The 21187-nt window shown below is 58.2% G+C and carries 17 protein-coding genes and 1 pseudogene; 9 read left to right on the forward strand and 9 right to left on the reverse strand.

All coding sequences use genetic code 11. From position 1 onward, the window contains the following. Positions 1-28 precede the first annotated feature (28 nt). Together IFT99_RS14430 and csrA are read left to right on the forward strand one after the other, a co-directional pair. The gene (locus IFT99_RS14430; RefSeq protein ID WP_192133075.1) at positions 29-343 is read left to right on the forward strand and encodes a response regulator transcription factor; all 315 of its coding nucleotides are present in this window, start codon (positions 29-31) and stop codon (positions 341-343) included. A gap of 135 nt (positions 344-478) precedes the next feature. Beyond that, positions 479-649, forward strand: a pseudogene (gene csrA / locus IFT99_RS26315) (carbon storage regulator CsrA); the annotation flags it as partial. 390 nt (positions 650-1039) lie between these two features. Here the strand turns inward: csrA and IFT99_RS14440 are convergent. Next, positions 1040-1297 carry a hypothetical protein gene (locus tag IFT99_RS14440; RefSeq protein ID WP_192133079.1) on the reverse strand — a complete coding sequence of 86 codons (258 nt, stop codon included), beginning with the start codon at positions 1295-1297 and terminating at the stop codon, positions 1040-1042. A gap of 286 nt (positions 1298-1583) precedes the next feature. On the opposite strand from IFT99_RS14440, the gene IFT99_RS14445 reads away from it, so the two are divergent. The 3 genes from IFT99_RS14445 to IFT99_RS14455 all read left to right on the forward strand — a co-directional run bounded on the left by IFT99_RS14445 (position 1584) and on the right by IFT99_RS14455 (position 4431). Further along, on the forward strand, positions 1584-2777 hold the full coding sequence (locus tag IFT99_RS14445) for an Arm DNA-binding domain-containing protein (RefSeq protein ID WP_192133081.1): 1194 nt from the start codon (positions 1584-1586) through the stop codon (positions 2775-2777). 81 nt (positions 2778-2858) lie between these two features. Then, complete coding sequence (locus IFT99_RS14450; protein WP_192133083.1) at positions 2859-3923, forward strand: hypothetical protein; 1065 nt, start codon at positions 2859-2861, stop codon at positions 3921-3923. Beyond that, positions 3916-4431: a hypothetical protein gene (locus IFT99_RS14455; protein ID WP_192133085.1), complete on the forward strand. Its 516-nt coding sequence runs from the start codon at positions 3916-3918 to the stop codon at positions 4429-4431. Before IFT99_RS14450 ends, IFT99_RS14455 begins: the two co-directional genes overlap by 8 nt. A gap of 258 nt (positions 4432-4689) precedes the next feature. Here IFT99_RS14455 and IFT99_RS14460 read toward each other — a convergent pair whose 3' ends face one another. From IFT99_RS14460 to IFT99_RS14465, 3 genes are all read right to left on the reverse strand, one after another. Continuing rightward, on the reverse strand, positions 4690-5145 hold the full coding sequence (locus tag IFT99_RS14460) for a lysozyme inhibitor LprI family protein (protein WP_192133087.1): 456 nt from the start codon (positions 5143-5145) through the stop codon (positions 4690-4692). A 280-nt stretch (positions 5146-5425) separates the two neighbouring features. Next, entirely contained in the window at positions 5426-5629 is a 204-nt protein-coding gene (locus tag IFT99_RS26475) for a DUF6021 family protein (protein ID WP_274605128.1), read from the reverse strand. A 119-nt stretch (positions 5630-5748) separates the two neighbouring features. After that, a complete protein-coding gene (locus tag IFT99_RS14465) occupies positions 5749-8463 on the reverse strand; it encodes an autotransporter family protein (RefSeq protein WP_244656986.1) in 2715 nt (904 codons plus the stop codon). Between the two features lie 463 nt (positions 8464-8926). Here IFT99_RS14465 and IFT99_RS14470 point away from each other — a divergent pair, with 463 nt between their 5' ends. The 3 genes from IFT99_RS14470 (at position 8927) to IFT99_RS14480 (ending at position 12011) form a co-directional block, all read left to right on the forward strand. Continuing rightward, positions 8927-10105: a sugar transporter gene (locus tag IFT99_RS14470; protein WP_192133090.1), complete on the forward strand. Its 1179-nt coding sequence runs from the start codon at positions 8927-8929 to the stop codon at positions 10103-10105. Positions 10106-10786: 681 nt separating this feature from the next. Continuing rightward, on the forward strand, positions 10787-11635 hold the full coding sequence (locus tag IFT99_RS14475) for an HPP family protein (RefSeq protein ID WP_192133092.1): 849 nt from the start codon (positions 10787-10789) through the stop codon (positions 11633-11635). Between the two features lie 103 nt (positions 11636-11738). Further along, complete coding sequence (locus IFT99_RS14480) at positions 11739-12011, forward strand: hypothetical protein (protein ID WP_192133094.1); 273 nt, start codon at positions 11739-11741, stop codon at positions 12009-12011. A gap of 42 nt (positions 12012-12053) precedes the next feature. Here IFT99_RS14480 and IFT99_RS14485 read toward each other — a convergent pair whose 3' ends face one another. The 5 genes from IFT99_RS14485 to IFT99_RS14505 form a co-directional block, all read right to left on the reverse strand. Next, positions 12054-14339, reverse strand: coding sequence for an Orn/Lys/Arg family decarboxylase (locus IFT99_RS14485; RefSeq protein WP_192133096.1), 2286 nt, complete (start codon positions 14337-14339; stop codon positions 12054-12056). Next, positions 14336-15745, reverse strand: coding sequence for a putrescine-ornithine antiporter (gene potE / locus IFT99_RS14490; RefSeq protein ID WP_192133098.1), 1410 nt, complete (start codon positions 15743-15745; stop codon positions 14336-14338). Before potE ends, IFT99_RS14485 begins: the two co-directional genes overlap by 4 nt. A gap of 367 nt (positions 15746-16112) precedes the next feature. Continuing rightward, positions 16113-16949 (reverse strand): regulatory signaling modulator protein AmpE, encoded by an 837-nt coding sequence (ampE, locus tag IFT99_RS14495; RefSeq protein WP_192133100.1) that lies wholly within the window; start codon positions 16947-16949, stop codon positions 16113-16115. A 15-nt stretch (positions 16950-16964) separates the two neighbouring features. After that, positions 16965-17513 (reverse strand): 1,6-anhydro-N-acetylmuramyl-L-alanine amidase AmpD, encoded by a 549-nt coding sequence (gene ampD, locus IFT99_RS14500; protein WP_192133102.1) that lies wholly within the window; start codon positions 17511-17513, stop codon positions 16965-16967. A 124-nt stretch (positions 17514-17637) separates the two neighbouring features. Further along, positions 17638-19878, reverse strand: a complete 2241-nt coding sequence (locus IFT99_RS14505; RefSeq protein ID WP_192133104.1) for a DUF1631 domain-containing protein — start codon at positions 19876-19878, stop codon at positions 17638-17640. A gap of 384 nt (positions 19879-20262) precedes the next feature. Between IFT99_RS14505 and nadC the strand changes: the two genes are divergently transcribed. Next, a complete protein-coding gene (gene nadC, locus IFT99_RS14510) occupies positions 20263-21111 on the forward strand; it encodes a carboxylating nicotinate-nucleotide diphosphorylase (RefSeq protein ID WP_192133105.1) in 849 nt (282 codons plus the stop codon). Positions 21112-21187: the final 76 nt, after the last annotated feature.

Here is a 21187-nt window from a genome sequence, read left to right on the forward strand (position 1 = left end):
CACAACACCTCAGCAAGGAGCATTAAGCATGACTACTTCGACCTCCATCACCGCTCACGGCATCACCGGTTTCCTTGGCCGCGGCGCAGCCTTGCGCGAGCTGGAGTGCTTGCTGGAAATCGCGGCAGGCAAGACATCGAAGCAGGCGGCGCGTGGCCTTGGGTGCGCACCAAGCACGGTCGAAAAAGCCGTTGAGCGCATCTTCTTCAAGCTGCGCGTCAGCAACAGAGCAGCACTGATCGCCGAAGCTTTCCGTCGCGGCCTGATCAGCTTCGCTGCCGCCAGCAACCCTACTCCTGAAAAACAACGAGACGAGTCGCAAGACGGCGTTTTCATCGCATGACTGCCTTCGCAGCGGCGTGCGCCTCCAGCGGGGACGCAGTCCGGTGCTCAGGCTGATCTGAACCACTAACCAAAACCCAATTTTTTGCGAAGCCATAGAACGCGGTCGGGAATCACTCGGCCAGGAGAAAGGACAATGCTAATTCTCACCCGCCGTATTGGCGAAGCCCTCCGCATCGATAGCGAGATCGCCGTCACCATCCTTGGTATCCAAGGCCAGCAGGCGCGCGTAGGCATTCAGGCTCCGGCCAGCATCGAGGTACACCGCGAGGAGGTTTACCAGCGTATTCAGCGTGAGCTCGGGGCGGCTGGTTGCATTCACGAGCGCATCAAGATGGTGGCCGCCGAAGTCGATCCACGCTCCCTCTTTGTGAAGGAAAACCCAGCAGGCTTTGCTCCTGAGGATCTGGAGCAGGAAGGCTCAGGCTTCGCGAACAAATACGCCCAGGACGCCTACGTGGTTTTCCTGTCGGGATATCGCGCTGGTGTAGAGGCTGACCAATGATCATGTCCCAAGGCAGCCAGCTTCACCCGCGTGCTGAGTTCGAAAGCTTGGGCGATCGTCTAATCCGCTTCGGCCAGGCGTTGAAAGAACCAGCCACCACGGTGGGCCAGCTCACGAGCTTGGCCAACTCCTGCGGCATCCACTTGAAGCTACGCACGGTGAATGATTCGTATGGAAAGCATGATGAATAGCTCATGCGCCAGCCATCCAGTGCGCCTGGACAATCGCCCACCTGAGTGCTTCATCATGTGCGACGTGCAGGGTGGCGTAAGTTTCCTCACTCACCATCGAGCCATCGCTCGTATAAATGCCGACGAAGATGAGCGTTACTGGCTCAGAGACATGAATCCGAATGTCGAGCTGCGTGCCGCCTGGCAAAATCTCGCTATATCTGAAAGCACTGAGCCTTCGCTCGGTCCACTGATGAAACTTCAAGCCTCTTTGGCGCATAGGGCCTCCTGCGGTCTGATGCCAAACGATAAAGCACGCCGCACCGTCCCGCCAATCAACTCAGTTGGCGCGGATTGGCGCGCACGTCAGCTTTAGACGGATAGCAAACCTGACGCGTCAGGAGTCACTCAATGCGCTACATGACTATTAGAAAATTTGCCAGCGAGTCTGGCTACAGCGAGGACGCTATCCGCTCGAAGATCCGTGATGGAATTTGGCGGCTTGGCGAGATTTGGTACAAGGCTCCGGACGGCCGGACGCTGATCGACACAGAGGGATATGAGTCATGGGTAGAGATGGGCGGGGAGTTCGGGCAGTCTCCGATTCGAGTATCGAAATCACGTTCATGTATCGGGGCGTCCGGTGCCGCGAGCGCATCACGCTCAAGCCCACCTCCACTAATCTGAAGAAGGCCGAGCAGCACAAGGCCGCGATTGAACACGCCATCTCTATCGGCACGTTCGATTACGCGGTCACCTTTCCGGGCTCGGCCAGGGCGGCGAAGTTTGCGCCGGAGGCCTCACGGGAAAAGGTTGCCGGCTTCCTCACTCGATGGCTCGGATCTAAGAAAAAACATCTGTCCAGCAGCACTTTCGATGGCTATCGCAAGCTCGTCGAGCACCGCCTGGTGCCCGCGCTGGGCACGCATATGATGGTCGATCTGAAACGGAAGATGATCAAGGACTGGCTCGACACCTTGGAAACCAGCAACAAGACGCTGAGCAATATCCAGAGCTGCCTCCGCTCGGCACTTACCGAGGCAGTCGACGAGGAATTGATTGAGAACAATCCGATGGCGGGCTGGACGTACAAGCGTAAGTCCGCTCCGACAGATGAGGATGACGTCGATCCATTCAGTCCGGAGGAGCAGCACGCGATCATAGGCGCGCTTGAAGGCCAGACCGCAAACCTTGTGCAATTTGCATTGTGGACGGGGCTGCGCACGAGTGAGCTGGTGGCTTTGGACTGGAGAGACGTCGATTTCATCCGTGGGGAGGTGATGATCACCAAGGCGATGACTCAGGCTTCAAAGGGAGCGGCGGAGATACCAAAGACAGCTGCGGGTCGACGTGCGGTGAAGTTGCTCGGCCCTGCGATGACGGCTTTAAAAGCGCAGAAAGAACACACTTTCCTGGCTGGGGAGGAGGTATTTCAAAATCCGCGCACGCTGGAGCGGTGGGCAGGCGACGGGCCAATTCGGAAAACCATGTGGGCACATGCGGTGAAGAAAGCTGGCGTTCGATATCGGCGCCCGTATCAGACACGCCACACCTACGCGTCAATGATGCTGTCAGCCGGAGAGCACCCAATGTGGGTTGCGCAGCAAATGGGGCACAGCGATTGGACGATGATCGCGCGGGTCTATGGGAGATGGATGCCGACGAGTGGTAACGATGCTGGCGTCAAAGCAGAAAATGCATTTTCCCAGCCAACCAATGCAAAAGTGGACCGTGTAGTGGAAGCTGGCGATACGCCCTAGCCAGTGATAGATTGAGGAAAATAACCTCAACCACATCCAGGTGCGATTCTGAGTTAAGCCTGGGACGAAAGGGACTTCGCAATGCTCCAAAGTGGCTATCTCAACTTTTTTTCTGTGAACAAATGCGGGTTGTATCGCCATTTCAGTGATGATCCTAAGGGGTTAAATCTAGCCGATACTTTTGCCAGACTAAAGGCGTGGAAGGATGATCGGAATTTTGAAGCGACAAACCCATGGGACGCATCTAAGTATAAAAATAAAACCCACTGCTATTGCCATGCTATCCATAGCGATGCGGAGACCGGGGATTTCTTTCTTGTCCTCTGGAAGGGTGATTCCGACCGTCATGGTCCGCTATATGGCATCACAGTAAATCCAGACGGCTCGATCGAACAATTGGTCGAACAGACAAAGGCGAAAGGTAGTAAACAAATGATCTGGGGGCGCCCGTGCTACTACTGGGTGGTGCCTGAATTGAACATTGTCGCTTCTTTGAAGTTTGACAATTCGAGAACTGACTCAGCGATGTTTCAAGACTGGGTAAGTGGGTGCATGAATTTCAGAGTCCCGTTACCGGAGTATGTTGTAACGACGACTGAGAAAGGTTTCACCCGCTTCGAACTAAACGACGAAGACGACAAATATAAATATTATTTCCAATTTGATGTGTCGATGAAATCTCTCTCGACCTCATCGGCGGAAATGCAAGAACTCGCAAGAAAGGTCACACAAATCGTCAGACGCGAAACTGTCTCCATCAAGGATGTTAATAAAAGAAAAGGATTCGCAAAACTTTTTAGGAATTTTGAGGTTCCATATATATCCGCTGAGGACAACTCAATTCGTCAAGTCGAACTAAGAGTTGAGGCAAAGCCTACAGTAGAGGAGCTTGAGCACATTATTGAGACTTACGCCGCGAATCACGACACAAAATCATGGGAAGATGTCGGCTTTGTGCTAGACAAGCCAAACTCAATAATCTGGGCAAGCAAATACCGGTTAACCGACCACATTGCGCTGGACGACGATAATCAACCAGTTTTCAAAGCACATGAAATTTATGCTAGCGTTAAAAAAAATCGAGATCGGTACTTAGCCCCAATCAGAAAAGACATGTTACCTAAACAGGTTACAGCTAATGGTTAAATTGATTCTAATGGCGATAGTGGCATCTGTGGTCGGAGCCGCGGCTTTCACTCAACATTTGAAGTTCAGCTATTCAGACTTCAAGGATTACTGCAGCGTACTGTTATCAATTTCGGGAATGGTATTCACAATCATGGGAATATGGATAGCATTTGTCTACCCTATTGCTATAAAGAGGCTACAGGATCCGGACAAAATAAAAATCGCTGATTTCACAGCGACAATGCAAGATACCAGAAGGCTCGAGAGCATCGTAGGGAGCGTCATGGAATCAGGATCAGTGGCGCTATGCATCACACTTATATATCTGTGCAAGCTGCTAGCTAGCGCAATTCCTGCCTACATTGAATATCGGGAAATAGCCAGAGCCGCTGGTTTAGGAATGGTGATCTTTCTTACATTGGTGCAATGCTCTGCCATATTCAGCGTAATTCACGCGAACTATTTGTTCATCGGTGACCTGCACACTCGACGAGAGGCGCAGGAAAAAAAGGCAGATATTCGCTAATGACAGCTTTATGCCAGCCTTCTGATTGAAAGCCACGTGGAATCGGCATATGACGGGGGTTCAAATCCCCCCGGCTCCACCAAACACGCAATACAAATCAAGCACTTAGCGTTTATCGCAAGTGCTTTTTTTGTGCTTTTATGGCCGGTTTTGTCTGTAGAAGCCAAGCTTGACGACACCCTCAGCCCGGTAGGCTTCGCCTCATTTCATCGGGCTTCAGCCTGAGCAACAACGATCTCAAGGGGACGGTTGCCGAACTCACCATTCGTCAAGGGCGTGTAGTCGTTGGATCTGATGTTTGTACTCGCAAACAAGCTGATAGGTAGTGCTTGCTGTCCCGGTTATCAACGCACCGACGACTCGGCAATCCGCATTGACGTACTGCTCCCATGCCTCCTGCGCCTGCGGAAGCAGGGCCGGAACGCCTTTTGATAGCATTTCCTGCTCGGCGTCCTGCTGAGTAATGACAAGCTTCTCCTGGTACTTCTGTTTCACCGCGTCATTAGCCGCTTGCATCATTACAAGTGCGCACCGTTCGCTATCGTTTGTCGTTCGCGTATTCGGGTTGCTCAAACACCGCTTCCATTCTGCCTCCAGCTTCGCCGCGAATTGGTCCACCGCCCTAGCCAGCTCTTCCTCTCGGCCGACATCGGCATGTGATACGCCGGTCGCAAGCAATCCCGCTATAACAAACACTGTGAACACACGTTTCATGTTTCTCATCCCTGAAGGTGATTAGTAAGCGCCGGCATGCTGCCGGAGATGCAGGCCGCGCACAATCCCTACCCTGCTGCCCCATTTCGAATGATTAATGGCAAGCATTAAGCCGAGCCCCGTCAACAGCAAGTACCTGACCTTTTCATCTCACGCTGCTCCGAAACAGTTCAGCTGCACAATCGGAGATGCTCCCCCATCCTGTCAGTCCTTTATTCCTTTTTTGCCATAAAAAAGCCCCGCTCGAATCAGCAGGGCTTTTGGGTTCAGCGCGAGTCGATCAGACCCCGCCCTTCCCCGGCAACAGCTCATCATTCCCACGCCTAGTGGTTGGCTCTTCAGTCACCGGATCGTTCTCGGTACGCGCGGGCCCAGTCGGGTCTACCTGCGGGTCGGAAACATCGGGCGATTCCTCATTGAACCCAAGATCCTTATCCGGATCCGTCTGCGCGCTGGTCCCTGTAAGCGAAGTGTCATTAGCCATGAATTCGATCTCCTCGTTTACGTGCGAGTTATCCGCACCATAACCATGAGAAGCCCACTAGCGCGCCAAGTGCCGCGGATTAGACGGGCGGTTTCGAAATCGCCTGCCCATCACACGGCTCACCAACTCGCACGAATGCCGACACTGCCGCTGACTCCCGCCAGTTCATTGCTGTCCAGCTGGGCGGCGTAGTCCACCGCGAAGTACACGCTTACTCCCTTCGCCACGCCAACGATCAAGCCAGCGCCAATGTCGGTGGATGAAGACCTGTGTTGGGTTTTGATCCGGTCGACGCCGTTGTAGGTCACGGTGTCCTTGCCATCCAGCACCTGCCAGACGTTCGCGCGCAGGTAGGGTTCGACGGGCAGATTGTCGATCAGGTAACGGCCCTTCAAGCGCGCGCCGACTCGACTCGTCCAGTAGTCCTGTGAATCAAACGAGACGTCGGAGATGCCGTCGTTCTGGCGGTCGAGGTCGATCCGTTGATGGATAACCTGCACTTGGGGTTCAACGACCCAGCGTTCGGAGACGGCCATCGGGTAGCCCGTTTCCAGAGACAGGCTGATGGCATGGCCGTCGGTGTCGAGCCTGATGCCTTGATCGGACCGACTGCTGCCGCCAAGACGTGTGCCCATGGCGACGGCTTCCAGGTACCAGCCGCCCGGGTCGACCAGGCTCCAATAGGCGCCGAAGTGATCGCCGTTGATTTTCATGCGGCCGGCTTTTGTGCCCTTGAAGCCTTCGGCGAATCCCTCGACGCTGCCTTGTAACCGGCTCTGGCCGACGAAGACGCCAGCGCGTTGCACCCGGCCGGAATCAGTCGGTGCGACATACAGGTCGTGGCCCACTTGGTAGCCCTTGGTCGACCCATCGAAATGCGGCGAGGCATCGCCGGCCCAGTCCCTGCGTATGTCGTTGCCATACAGTCGCGCCCATCCGCCGGGCGCACCGCTGAGCAGGTTCTGATCGCCCTGACGGTCATGAAAAGTGCCCAGCGCTTCACGCGCCATGATCTGCGCAGCCGGCACGAACACCGAATAGATCGGCACTTCCAGGCGATATAACGGAATGGGCTCGGCGCCGGGCGACGCCGTTGGCAATGGTGCAGTTAACGGGGCCGGGACTGGCGAGACAACGGCAGGCGCAACAGAGGGTGTAACCGGAGCAGCAGGCGGTGGGACGGGAGCAAGGGTCGGTGGCTCAACGGCCGGTTCGTCCGGATCGACAGGGACCGGAGGCACTGGCACTGGCTCGGGAACGGGAACGGGAACAGGTGTTGGCGTTGGTGTTGGTGTTGGTGTTGGTGTTGGTGTTGGTGTTGGCGTTGGCGTTGGTATAGGCGTCGGAATGACAGGCGACGGCGTGACGGGCTGGGGTGTCGGATCCACCACAGGCGGTGCGGTGGGCGGCGGTACGCTCAATGGGCTTCGGACCGCAGCCACCGAAGAGCGCAGGAACCAGCTGTTCTCGGTCCCGGCCGTCACGCCGCCCTTGAACAACTGATAGCGGTAGGCGCCGGCCACGACGCGGTTGCCGAGCACAAAGGCGTCGTTGGTGCTGGTCGCTCCATTGACGGCCTGCACCACTTCGATGCCGTTATCCTGTGTCAGTCCGCCCAGCCCGTTGAGGTTGCTGATGCCCAGCTGGGTGTTGCCGCTGATTGCACCTTGGGACACCACCAGTCGGTCACTGGCCGAGCGGTCGTCGCCTAGAACCGTCTGCAGCAGCAACCGGCCGTTGTTGCCCAGGTAGTTGCCGAACACGGTAAGTGTGTCGGCGGCCACGACGCTGTTGGCGGTCATGTCGACAGTCCCGGCGTTGTTCAACGAGGCGAGCTGCCCTGCGGCGTACGGGCGAATGGCGCCTTGGGTCACCTCCAACGTACTGGAGCTGTCGATGTTGAACGTGCCGGTGTTGCTCACGCTGTCGCCAAGAAAGAGGTCGGTGTCGAGCGTGAAACGCGACTGCCCGGTGAGATCAATCGCTTCCCACCCCAGGTAGCGCCCGGCCCCGGCGCTGAGGGTCTGGAAAAACGTCAGTTGGTCATTACCCAGTCCGCCGTCTAGCAAAGGGTTCGAAATCAGCGTGCTTTCATTGAGGTTGCTGATTGAAGCGCGGTCATTGCCGTCGCCCATCAGCACGGAGGACTGGATCACTCCGCCCCCGTTCCACGCGAACGTGTCGTCGCCGAAGCTGGCGCGGATTTCGCCGGATACCGTCCCGCCGCTCACGCTGATGCTGTCGTTGCCGCCACTGACGCTGATGTTGCCGCCAATGCTGCCGCCCGAAACGACAATAGTGTCGCGGCCGAAACCGGTGACGAGGTTGGCGATGATCCGGCCGCCCGACATGTCGAAGAGATTGTTGTCGAGCTTCATGTCGACGCGGCCAATGGTGCCGCCGCTGAGGGTCGCGACATCACCGTCTTCAAACGCCCCGACGATGGTCCCGCCGCTCATGGAGAACACGTCGCGGCTATCACCCTGCGCCAGTGACTGGAGGGTGCCGCCGCTCATGAAAAAGTTGTCGATACCGGGACCCTGCATGAGGCTGCCGGTGATGGTCCCGGCCTCCATCACCAACACGTTTGTGCCCGCGCCCTGGTTGATGGCGCCCTGCACCCGGCCGGAGCTCATGACAATCCGGTCGGCGCCGTTGCCAAACAGGATGTTGCCCGTCACCACGCCCGTGCCGCCAGCTGGAAACGTCAGCACGTTATCGCCGGCCAGATCGATCAGGCCCGGACTGGTGCTGCTGTCGCATACGTAGTTGTCATTTCCTGTCCCTGACACCAACGTGCAAGCCGCTTCGATCGGCGTGACTGGCAACAGCATTGATACACAAGACACACGGAGAAACTGGCGGAAAAATGCCCGATCGGGCTGTTTCATCACAACGTCCTGCGGAATGACCCGCGTGCTTACATCCCTATAAAGAGCGCACTCAAGCAAGTGCGTCCAATTGTCGCCCTGACAGTACAAGCGAAGGATACAAACCCCGACATGTCAAACGGCGCGAGCCTTATCCACAGGTGCGTTGCGGGAAAACGCCGCTTAGGCACACGCCTGAAGCCTTCGATCAGCACCGGCTTGTGACCCGGCGACCGCGCCCGGCCGCGGTTGTGACGACGATGACAACGGCGTAGAATCCGCAACATCTCGTCGCATCTCCCCATACTCATAATATTCAGCTGACCGCATGCACCGCCCAGGCACACGCCTCGAGCGGTCTTTCTGCTTGTCGGCGTTTTTACCGGGGAAACGGCAAACCGAATTCTTCAGGAGGGCATTCGTATTGATGAATACCACTAATGCACACACCGGAAGTTGGCTGAGCGTGATCGCGCTGGCCCTGGCAGCGTTCATCTTCAACACCACGGAATTCGTACCGGTGGGTTTGTTGAGCGCCATCGGTCATAGCTTCGACATGACCACCGCCCAAGTCGGTCTGATGCTGACGGTTTATGCGTGGATCGTGTCCCTCACGTCGCTGCCGATGATGCTGATGACCCGCAACATCGAGCGGCGCAAGTTGCTGTTGTTTGTGTTTCTGACGTTCATCGCCGCCCATGTGATGTCGAGCCTGTCATCGAGCTTCGGCATGCTGCTGGTCAGTCGCGTCGGTATCGCAGTGGCCCACGCCGTGTTCTGGTCGGTGACCGCATCGCTGGCGGTGCGAGTGGCACCGGAGGGCAAGCAGGTTCAAGCCCTCGGCCTGTTGGCAACCGGCACTGCGCTGGCGATGGTGCTCGGCATTCCGCTGGGGCGCGTGCTGGGCGAAGCGCTGGGCTGGCGCGCAACCTTCCTGGCGATTGCCATTGCCTCGGGCCTTACGGTGTTGGTGTTGATGAAGTCGCTGCCGCTGCTGCCGAGCCAGAATTCGGGCTCGTTGCGCAGCCTGCCGATGCTGTTCAAGCGCCCGGCGCTGATGTCGCTCTACCTGCTGACGGCGCTGGTGGTCACGGCGCAGTTCACGGCCTACAGCTACATCGAACCGTTCGCACAGATCGTGGCGAAGATGAATGGCGACATGACCACCGTTATCCTCTTGCTGTTCGGCGGCGCCGGGATCGTCGGGTCGGTGATCTTCAGCCGCTACAACGACCGTTACCCGCGCGGCCTGCTGATCACTGCGATCGGCGCCCTGGCGGCGTGTCTGATTCTGCTGCTGCCGCTGTCCGGCAACTCATCGTCGATGGGTACGCTGAGCGTGGTCTGGGGCATGGCGATCATGTGCTTTGGTCTGGTAATGCAGTCCAAGGTCCTGGCGATGGCGCCGGACGCCACGGACGTGGCCATGGCGCTGCATTCGGGCATCTACAACATCGGCATCGGCGGCGGCGCGCTGTTGGGCAGCGTGGTGATCAGCCAGCTCGGCGTGGCCAACATCGGCCTGGTAGGCGGGATGGTCGCGATCAGTGGTTTGTTGCTGGCGTGCCTGGCGACCCATCGCTATGGCGAAACGATTCGGGCATAAAGACAAAAAGCCGAACACAGTATGGAAGGCGAGAGCGACCGTGATGTCGCTCAAGCTTCCTCGCAAACAGTTGTGTATCCGCCAGACAGCCAGCGTCTGAAACGCCGTATTCGTGAGCGAGCTCACTCCCACATGAACTGCGCTCGCCGCGCCACGGCGAACGATCCATCATTCCCATCGATAACCAACATTCCCCCTAATGCCTTCCGCTCAAAACTGATGGGCGTACCATCGCCCTCACACCCAAACACGAACCGAGGGCAGGAAAAATGATCGTTCATCTCCTTACTTGCTTGACGCTCGCAGCGCTCACCAGCTACGTCGTCGCCCTCAAACTCTTCGATCTGGGATCGGTCTTGATGACCGCGGACGATGAGGACAGTCGTGTTGTGGCACCGGCCAACTAAGGCCAAGTAGCTGACACTTATCAGCACCTTTCACGCTTTCAACGTTCTGTTACATGCGGAGCAATCGACATGACCCGAGACGTCACGTTGCACGTTAATTTTCCAACATTTGGAAAGAACTATTACTCACAACATGTCATCGCCCGCAAGAACAGCCACGGTCTCGTTGAGGACAATCCTTCGGCGCCTTCATGATGCCCTCGGCGGAAAACCACTTCAGCAATGAGGTGGTGGGCTTCAACGCTTTTATCCTCTCTCTTGAAATGTGCTGATCGTGAAAAACCTCCTGCGTAGTTTTATCCCCCATTCGCTAAACACCCACCCTGCCGAATGGTCGCGTGCCGCCATCGGCGCGTGCCTGGGCATCTTCGTCAGCGCGGTGTTCTGCCGCGAGTTGTACGGCATCGACATCACGCTGCACCTGCTGGGGCCGGTGGGCGCCTCGGCGGTGCTGCTGTTCGCGGTGTCGACCGGCGCGCTCGCTCAACCGTGGGCGATCCTCGGCAGTTACCTGATCGCCGCGCTGGTGGCGCTGTTGTCCATCAGGCTGCTCGGCAACACCGTTAATGCCGCGAGCCTGGCGGTCTGCTCCTCCATCCTGCTCATGTGCGTGCTCCGCTGTTTGCACCCGCCCGCTGCTGCGGTCGCGATCTGCATCGTCACCTCGAAGAACGAGCTGTCGCCCATGGGCCTTCAAGTGCTTGGCCCGGTGATGCTCAACGCAGTGTGTCTGCTGGCTGGCGCGCTGATCTACAACAACCTGACCAGGGTGCGTTACCCCAAGGCGCAGGCCAGTGAGCTGCCGGCGCCTGAACAGGCGCCACTCAACAGCGACGGCTTCAACGCTGAAGATCTCGACAAGGCGCTAGAGGAAATGGGCGAGTTCGTCGATGTTTCTCGCGAGGACCTTGAGGAGATTCTGCACAAGACCGAAGCGCATGCGCTGCGACGCAACCGTTCCGATATCGACGCCGCCCGGATTCTCTCGCGCAGTACGCAAAGCCTCTCGCTGGATCATTCGATGGCTGACGCGGTGAAAATGCTCGCCAAAAATGACAGCAAATACCTGCCGGTGCTGGATGGTGACAAGAAGGTGGTGGGCATCATCACGCTGGTCAACTGATAGCCAGCGTCGGGCACCCACTGGCAGAAATCCGGAATCTGAGGTCTGATGCACAAGGCTCGTACCGATAACGAGCCACACCCCCAATTCTGCGGAAACCCACATGAAACACGCCCTGCTTGCCGGCTTGCTCCTGACTGCATGTGACCTGCCCTTCGCGGCAAATGCCAACGACGACAACAATCAGTGCCAGATGAACCTGAGCAAGGTTCGTGACGCGAAAGTCGCCAACCCCCATCTCAGCGATGCGGTCAAAAGCGATATCGACACGACCGTGCACCGCGCCGAAGCGGCCCTGGCGCGGCACAACGATGACGGTGGGCGTGAATGTGTGGCGCTGACGCAGCAAGCGCTGCAGAAGGCTCAGAGCAACTGAGCCACAGGGGCGCCAGACGGCTCACCCCTTTCAGCGCTGCAGCTATTTCAAGACCAGCATCCGATACACCCCCGCTTCGCTTTCAATCCCGTGGGTGTCGTGGGTGAAGCCGGGGAATGACCGATCGAAGCTTTCCAGCGCCCGAAGATAGGCCAGCAACGGCCCATCTGCAGGGCCCGCGTTTTCCCCGGGCATCAGCAGCGGGATGCCCGGCGGATAAGGCACGATGCCTGTCGCGGCAATTCGTCCGGCGGCCTCTTCCAGGGTGACCTGCTCTACCTCGTTTTTGACTAACTTCTCGTAAGCCTCCACCGGGCTGAATTCGGCCTTGGGCAACGTGCCGAACGCCTTCGACATGGCTGCTGTGGTCTTGGTCTCTTTCATCGCGGCGAAAATGTCTTCTGCCAGATCTTTCAAGCCCATGCCGGCATAGCGCTGCTGGTTCGCGGTCAGCAATTCGGGCAGGCAAAGCTCCAGTTCTAGGTTGGTGTCGTAGTCGCGCTTGAAGTCGAGCAACGCGTTGACCAGCGTGCCCCACTTGCCCTTGGTGATCCCGATGGAGAACAGGAAAAGGATGGTGAAGTCGGTGGTCTTCTCAACGATGATGCCTTGGTGCCCCAGGTAGGCACTGAGCAAGCAGGCCGGAATGCCGAAGTCCAGCAGGTTGCCGTCGTCACCCATCCCCGGGCTGAGGATGGACACCTTGATCGGGTCCAGCATGCAGTAGCCGTCTTCGATGTCGCCGAAGCCGTGCCACACCTCGTTGGGGTGCAAGACCCAGCAGTTCGGGTCAGTCTTGAGCCGCACTGGATCGACTTCGTGAAACGCAATCGCCGTGGCCCCGACCTGCACAGTAGGCGGCTGCCAGCAAGAGAAGAACCAGTCGTCCTGGCTCAGCATGTCGGTCTGCATGCGCGAAATGACCTGACGGAACGCCACCGCTTCTTCGATGGATTCGTTGGTCAGAATTTGCCCACTAGGCGCCTCCATCATCGCCGAGCTGACGTCACAGGACGCCATGATCGCGTAATTGGGCGAGGTCGACGCGTGCATCATGTAGGACTCGTTGAACCGCCCGTGGGGAATCGGGTTGCGGCCGTTACGGACATGAATCATCGAGGCCTGGGACAGCGCCGCGAGCAGCTTGTGAGTCGACTGCGTGGCGAACACGGTGGGTTTGGACGGATCGTGATCATCCGGGCTGCCGTGCATGGCAAAGCGGTCCTTGTACAGCGGATTGAACCTGGCATAGCCGTACCAGGCTTCGTCGAAATGGAGCCGGTCAACGCTCTGCCCCAGCAGCTCTTCGACGCGGGTGACGTTGTAGGTCAGGCCGTCGTAGGTGGAGTTGGTGACGATGGCATGCACCGGCGTCGGGTCGATGTGGCTTTTGACCAGCGGGTTGCTGGCGATGGCGGCTTTGACGCTCTTGGCGCTCAAGGTCTGCGGCAGGATCGGGCCGATGATGCCGAAGCGGTTGCGCGTGGGCACCAGGTAGGTGGGGATGGCGCCGGACAGCGTCATCGCGTGTTCGGCGGACTTATGACAGTTGCGGTCGCACAGGGCGATCTGGTCACGAGTGACGCTGGCCATCAGGATCACCCGGTTGGACATCGACGAACCATTGGTCACGTAGTACGTGCGATGGGCGCCAAACACCTTCGCCGCATAGCGCTCGCCCTGGCCGATCGGGCCGCTGTGATCGAGCAACGAGCCGAGTTCGCCGACGGAAATCGACAGGTCGGAGCGCAGGAGGTTCTCGCCAAAAAACTCGTAGAAGGCTCGGCCTGCCGTGCTTTTCAGAAAGGCCGTACCGCCGGCGTGGCCCGGGGTGTGCCAGGAGTATTCGTAGCTGCGGGCAAACTTCAGCAGCGCACCGAACATCGGTGGCAACACCGCCTGACGGTAGCGTTCGATGGCCGCCATGATGCGTCCGCTGAGAAAGCGGCTGGTGTCCTCCGGCAGCCAGATGAAGTCATCGGCGTGCTGCATGACGATCAACGGCACACTCGATGCCGTGCTGCGATCGCTGATCAGAAACACCGGCACCCGCGTGTTGCGCTCACGCAGCGTGGTGAGCAGATCGATGCATTGCTTGTGGTCGTCGCTGCTGTCCATTTCCCAACTGAGCAACACACACTGGATCGCCGGATCGGTGCTGAGTATCGACTTCGCGTCGCTGAGGCTTTCGGAGGTCAGCACGCTGATGGCGCGGTCTTCCACATCGCTGATCAGCTGGATCAGGGCCCGGCCGAACACGCTGCGTTTGTCGGGCTGGCTGCTGACCAGCAGCGCCAGCATGCCGAGCAGGTGTCTGTTGTCGCTCATGGTCGAGTCTCCAGGGTGGCCAGGTTCAGGTTGTTGACGGGGATCGGCTCGCCGACGATGTGCTGCGCGGAAACGGTCTGGGTCGGCACGCTGTTGTTCAGCGCTTCAAGCTTGATCAGGCGCGTGTTGACGAAGCCGAACAGGGTGTAACCGACGATGGTCGCCACACCGCCAAGCATCAACGCCTCGGCGCCGGAGCTGTACAGCGCCAGATAGCTGTACGCGGTGGCGATCCCGGCGACGATGTTGGTGATGAGGGCTTTTTGCGGCGGCACGTTGGAGACCTTTTGCAGGGTCATCAGCGTGGCCATCGACAGGATGTACGGCACCAGATTGGTGACCACCGCAAGATTGACCAGCGTGTCGAACTGTTTGGCCAGGTCAGGGCTGATGGTCAGCAGCGCCAGGGCGGTCTGGATCGCCAGCAGGATCAGCATGCTGATGATGGGCACCCCGTGCTTGTTGGCTTTGGCGAAGATCGGCAGAAAGTAACCGGTGTCTGCGGAGCTTTTGAACACCTGCGCCACCGTGAACTGCCAGCCCAACAGCGAGCCGACGCAGGCGAGGACCATGAGCCCCATGATGATGTCGCCGATCATGGGGTTGAACATCTTGGCGAACACCAGCCCGAACGGCGCCGTTGAGGAAACCAGTGCCGCGTTGTCGACGATGCCGGCAATGACGTTGGTGGAGACGATGTAAATCACTGCTGCGCCGAGTGTCCCGCCGAGCACTGCGATGGGCACATTCTTTTCGGGGTTCTCCACCGCATCGCCGTTGGCGCACGCCGACTCCAGGCCGAGAAAAGCCCACAGGGTAATCGCTACCGAAGCGCCCGCTGCCTGGTACCAGGTTTTGTCGTGGGGATTCCATCCGGCCGAATACGTGCTGCTGTCGAACCAGAACCAGCCGATCGTCGAAACCAGCACCACGGGAGCAATAACGCCCCATACGGTCACCGCGCCAATCTTGCCGGTAATACGTGCGCCGCCGAAGTTGGCGAACGTGGTGATCCATAACAGCGCGATGGTGGCCAGGCCGACTTGAAGCGAACCCAACTTGATATCGAACAGCATCTGTATATATCCAACTGCGGTGATACTGATGGCCACGTTGGCAATCAACAACGACAAACCGTAGGTGTAGTTGGTGATGTAGTTGCCTGATTTGCCGAAGGTGTATTCCGCGTATCCACCCATGCCGCCGGTCTTGCGACTGAGCATGCCGCACCGCGCAAAAGCGTAGGCCAAAGCCAGCGAACCGGTGGCCGTAATCAGCCAGGACAGGATGGAAATGCCGCCCACCTCGGCGAGTTTGGTGGGCAATAGCACAATGCCGGACCCGAGCATGTTGACCGCAGTCAACATCGTGAGCTGACCGACGCTCATTTTCTTAGCGACTGACATTCCGTTGCCCTGTTTGCAAAAGGTGAGAGGATTTAGCTATAGCAAAGGATTCTTGTTAATCAAGAAAACAGCGTTTTGTTAATCAAGAACCGGCCAGCCGCTAGTTGCTGGCGACAAGCCATCTTTACTTGGACTAATTATGTTGTTTGAAGGGTGAATAACGTTAAGAAGAACTGTCAGTTCAGAGGGATGGCGGCGTCTTGCCGAAGGCAAAAGAGGATAGCGTCAAGGACCGGAGGGGTATTGATCTATATCAATCAGTGGTTAGGTAGCGAAGCGGCAACGCTGGTCAATTCGGACAGGTTTTTTTGGACCAAGCGAAGCGAGGGCTGAACAGGTGGGAGCCGGCTTGCCGGCTCCCAACGTTTCAAACGAATAACGTGATCAGCGCAAACCCGACGTACCAGACGATGGCCGAGCGGATGAGCAGTTCCCACAGCACGTCGAGGCTGTTGACGCCCTCGACGCCCACCACGGGCGCAGGAACCTCGCCAGCAACGCAGCCGACTTTGCTGATCAGGCGTGAGGCGCTGATGTTCCAGTTGAGCAGTTCGCTGAGCATCACGCGGCTGACCGCGACGAAGTTGCCCACCAATGCGAAGCTGGCCGACAGCAAGCGCACAGGCACCCAGTCAAAGGCATGCCTTGCCTGTGTCGCACGCTCGACCAGCGCCGGGGTTTTGCCGTGTTCCGAGGCCAGCGCCAGCAAGCGGTAGGCCAACGCCGCAACCGGGCCGAGCACGAAATACCAGAAAATCACCGCGAAAAAGCCCTGATAAATCTGCCACAGCAAATATGTCTGAGCGCCGCCCAGTAGCTGTTCTTCATTCTCGGCCCGGACCCCCAGGTCGCGTTCGGCAACCAGCACCGCCGCTTCCTGATCGCCTCGACGGCAGGCATCTCGAAACGAGCCGAGCGCGGCTTTGACGTCGCCACGGCCGAGGCTGTAAATCAGCACCAGCAAGTGGATCGGCAGCGCGAGCCAGCCGTAGGCCACCGAGCCGACAATCACCAATGCCAGGGCAAGGACCACCAAAGGCAGCACAACCGTCACCATCAAAATCCACAACGGTCGCTTGGCTGAGCGTGGGTTGGATTCCAGCCGGCTCAATTGATTGAGCCATGGCCCGTCGCGCTGAATGCGCTGGCGCAGGGCCGAAAACTTCTCGATCCAGACCGCCAGCAGCAAAACCAGAAAACTCATTAGCTGCTCCTCACTTCAAACGTCCAGGGCGGCACGAAACCGCTCCCAGTCAAAACACGGACCCGGATCGGTCTTGCGCCCCGGCGCAATGTCGCTGTGACCGCATATGCGTTGCCCCGTGATCGCTGGCCACGCCGCCTGCAACTGGCGGGTCAACTCGATCAGCGCCTCATACTGCGCGCCGGTGAAAGGTTGATCATCCGTGCCTTCAAGCTCGATGCCAACGGAAAAGTCATTGCACGTCTCGCGACCGTCGAAGATCGAGACACCTGCGTGCCAGGCACGGTCGAGGCACGACACGAATTGAGTGATCGCTCCATCGCGCTCAATCAGGAAATGCGCAGACACCCGCAGTTCGGCGATGCCTTCAAAGTAAGGGTGTTCTGTGACGTCCAGCCGATTCTGAAAAAACGCCTGGACCTTGCCGGTCTTGAACTGCGCGGGCGGCAGGCTGATGTTGTGAATCACCAGCAACGAAATTTCGTTATCAGGCCGGGCATTGAAATTGGGTGAAGGGCAATGCTGCGCGCCGTGGCACCAGCCGGTGGCAGGGTCCAGATGCATGGGAAATCCTTAGGGCGTGAAACAACAGCGCGCAGTATGCCCGCGACGGGAAAGGATGTGGATGGCGAATCGACCCTGAGGTTGCGCGCATTCGCAGCAAGAAGTCGTAGGATCGATCTGCGCCCTAGCCCTTCAGCTTGCGTAAATTGCCCAGTACCGACTCAAGGGCGCGGTCGAACAGCAGGGCGTCGTCGAGGACACGAATAGCGCCGCGACGAAATTCCACCGCCAGGCCCATGCGGGTTTTCTCAAGCACCTTCATACCCGTGCGATTGACGAACACATAGCGCCCACTCGGATCAACAATGGCGGCCAGCTTGCAGCGCAGCTTATGGGATTCGTCTTCCTGGATCTCGACCCAACTGCCCAGGCGAAGCTTTTCGACTTGCATCAAACCTTCGTCGTCGGCAGGCAACTGCATCGATGGCTCGGTCTGAATCTGCTCGCCCGGCCCAACGAGAACGATCTCTTCGACCACGGCCATCATCGTCGGCCCATGATCAGACGCGACCTGGTCGCCAACGGTGGTCGTGCCAGGTGCTTTCGTCACGTGGCTGAACGCCTGGACGTGAAGCGCTTCGAGCTGACTGAAGAATTCGCTGGTGGCAAACGGGTCGAAGGCGGCACTGCTCAAGCCATCGCGCAGGGACTTGAGTAACCCAGGCACCAGCTCGAGCAAACGCTGTCGCGCTTCCGGCTCGTCATGGGACTCAACGCTCCAGATCAGATCGTCCATCGCCTGAAGGCCTGACGTCCATTCAACTGACTGATCGCCGTGTTTGAGGCACGTGAGCAACAGCACCTTGCTCCACGCCTCCTGCAACAGGCGAACAACGACCTGCGGCAGGGTCTTGCCGAGCAGGCGATCGTTCAGCGCCTGCTGCACCCGCTGACGGGCCAACTCTGCCAGTGCACGGCCTTGTTCGGCGTCACGGGTGCGTTGCTCAAGCAACTCACTGCGACGACGCTCGTCGCCGGTAAAGGCCAGAAAATCCACCAGCAGCTCAGTGAAGATTGCCGGGTCATCGACGAAATCGTGGAGCAGGCGCTGGACGATTTGATCGATGCGGGCATAAAGCGAGTCACGCTGGGTGTCGTCGCGACCACCCCAACCGAGCGCCGCAGAGGCGATTTCATTCAGCAGCCGGCGCGCCGGGTGACTGCCACGGCTGAAGAAACTCTTGTCGATCACCGCGACTTTGAGCATCGGAATTTGCAAGCGGCCGATCAACGCCCGCAGCGAACTGGGCAGGTTGCGGTCGTCGAGAATGAATTCAAACAACATCGAGATGAGGTTGATGACGTCCTCATCCATCGTACCCACAACGCGAAACTTGCCGCTTCTCGCGCTGACCCGACTGATCAACTGCTCAAGCTGGGCGCGCAGGTCGAAGTCGTCGCTCTCCTCGGCTTTCGGTACGTACTGCTGCAAGTGGGACAGCAGACGCAGCAAGTCCTGACTGGAAATCGGACGCGCATCGGTCACCGACTCGGGGCGCGGCGTCAGGTGGCCACGCACATGCACCAGCAACTCCTGCAACGCGGAAAACACGTCCTGCACGCTTTTATCGAGACTTTCGGTCGCCTGGAGAATAGCGGCGTTGTCGGCACGCAAGGCTTCACTCGAAGGCGGCACGCTGGCGATACGATCAGTGGAGCGACGGGACGGCAACGCCTTCAGTTCCGGCAATACACCTGCGGAAATTAGCAACTGGTTGGCTTCCTCATAGAGCTGATCGGCGTTGCTCAAGGCGTACTTCTCGAACAACTTGAGAATGATCAGCTTCACCTTGATTTCAACGCCAAGACTGCGCCCGGCCTGCAGGAAATAGTCGCACAGCAGCGTCGGTCCCAACGGATTGGTCTCGTCGGTCAACGGCTGAGGGATAAGAACATTCAAACGCGTGGTCAGTTGACCGAGGGCGATACCGTCGCGACTCATGACCTTGACCACCATGGCGTCAACCGCAACGGTGCGTTCGAGATCATCGTTATGGACCAAGGCTAACTTGTCGTAGGAAACGGGCTCGGGCATCGGGGGCTCGGCCACTTCGTACTGACCCAAGCGCAGGAATGCTTCAAAGAATTTGTCGAGGAAGTTGCGCTCGATGCTTTTGCGCTTCAAACGCAAGTCGCGCATGGCCTCGAAGAAGATGTTCTGCTCAGCGTTGTTGTGAGCACGGTCGGCCATTTCGAAAAGCGTGTCGTCAGCGTTATCGAACAACGTCTGCAGGCTCTCCTTCAACTGCTGCGCGGCTCGGTCACGAACCTGAAGCAAAACGACGGGCAGCCGAGCGACAGGCGAGGATCCCGGATGATCCGCACCTGCCTTCAAGGGCACCACTTTGTTTCCGTCGTTCTGCATCAAGGACTCCTTCACACCGTCGACACAACTGCTTTAACAACAGCTACACCCCGCAGCGAATGAAGACTTGACTCCATTCAAACGGATCTCAACATTTTATCCCTGGGGATGTTGCAGGCTAACGTCAACGCTATGACGTCAAATACAAGGCGAAAGTATCAGGTAAATCCGGGCCGCTCGCCAGCGGACGCTTCGCCTTGATTGGAATAATAGGAGGCGGCGAAGGGACGTGCGCAGCGATAGACCCTCAAAATCACAATCTGTCGCATAAGCGAGGAAAAAACCGACAAAGTGCAGGTTATGCACCCGACTGGACACGTCGCCTACATAGGTTGGTACACGCGCCTACCATATACTCGGCGCACTTAGTTCGTGGAGCCTGATATGCCAAACCTACGTCTTGACGCCCTCACTGCCGAAATTGAAGCCAACGTGCGCCGTGCGTTGGTGGAGGATGTGGGCAGTGGTGACATCACCGCGCAGCTGATTCCGGCAGAGCGCCTGGCCAAGGCCACTGTAATCTCCCGCGACGCAGCGGTGATCGCCGGCACAGCGTGGGTCGATGCTGTTTTCCGTCAGCTTGACCCGCGCGTCGCGGTGCATTGGCAGGTCGTTGACGGCGATCGCGTGCAGCCCAATCAGGCGCTGTTCCACTTGGAAGGCCCCGCCCGTTCGCTGCTGACGGGCGAACGCAGCGCACTCAATTTTCTGCAGCTGCTGTCAGGCGTCGCCACCCGCGCGCAGCACTACGCGGACATGGTCGCCGACACTCAGGTCAAACTGCTCGACACCCGCAAAACCCTCCCCGGCCTGAGAATGGCGCAGAAGTACGCCGTCACCTGCGGCGGTTGCCATAACCATCGGATCGGCTTGTTCGACGCTTTTCTGATCAAGGAAAACCACATCGCTGCCTGTGGCGGGATTGCGGAAGCCGTCACCGCCGCGCACAAAATCGCGCCGGGCAAGCCGGTGGAAATCGAAGTGGAAAGCCTCGACGAACTCAAGCAAGCCCTCGACGGCGGCGCCGACATCATCATGCTTGATGAACTGAGCCTGGATGACATGCGCGAAGCCGTGCGCCTCACTGCCGGACGCGCCAAGCTTGAGGCTAGCGGCGGTGTGACCGATGCGACTTTGCGCACCATTGCTGAAACTGGTGTTGATTACATTTCTATTGGGACGCTGACTAAGGATGTGAAGGCGGTGGATTTGTCGATGCGTTTGAGCCTCTGAATCCGTCCCGACGTATTAAAGGTTGAACTGCGCTGGCCGGTCGGGCTCTGCTTGTTATTACCTTCATAGGGAGAAC

It is taken from the genome of Pseudomonas sp. CFBP 8772, from assembly GCF_014841665.1.
Lineage (GTDB): Bacteria > Pseudomonadota > Gammaproteobacteria > Pseudomonadales > Pseudomonadaceae > Aquipseudomonas > Aquipseudomonas graminis_B.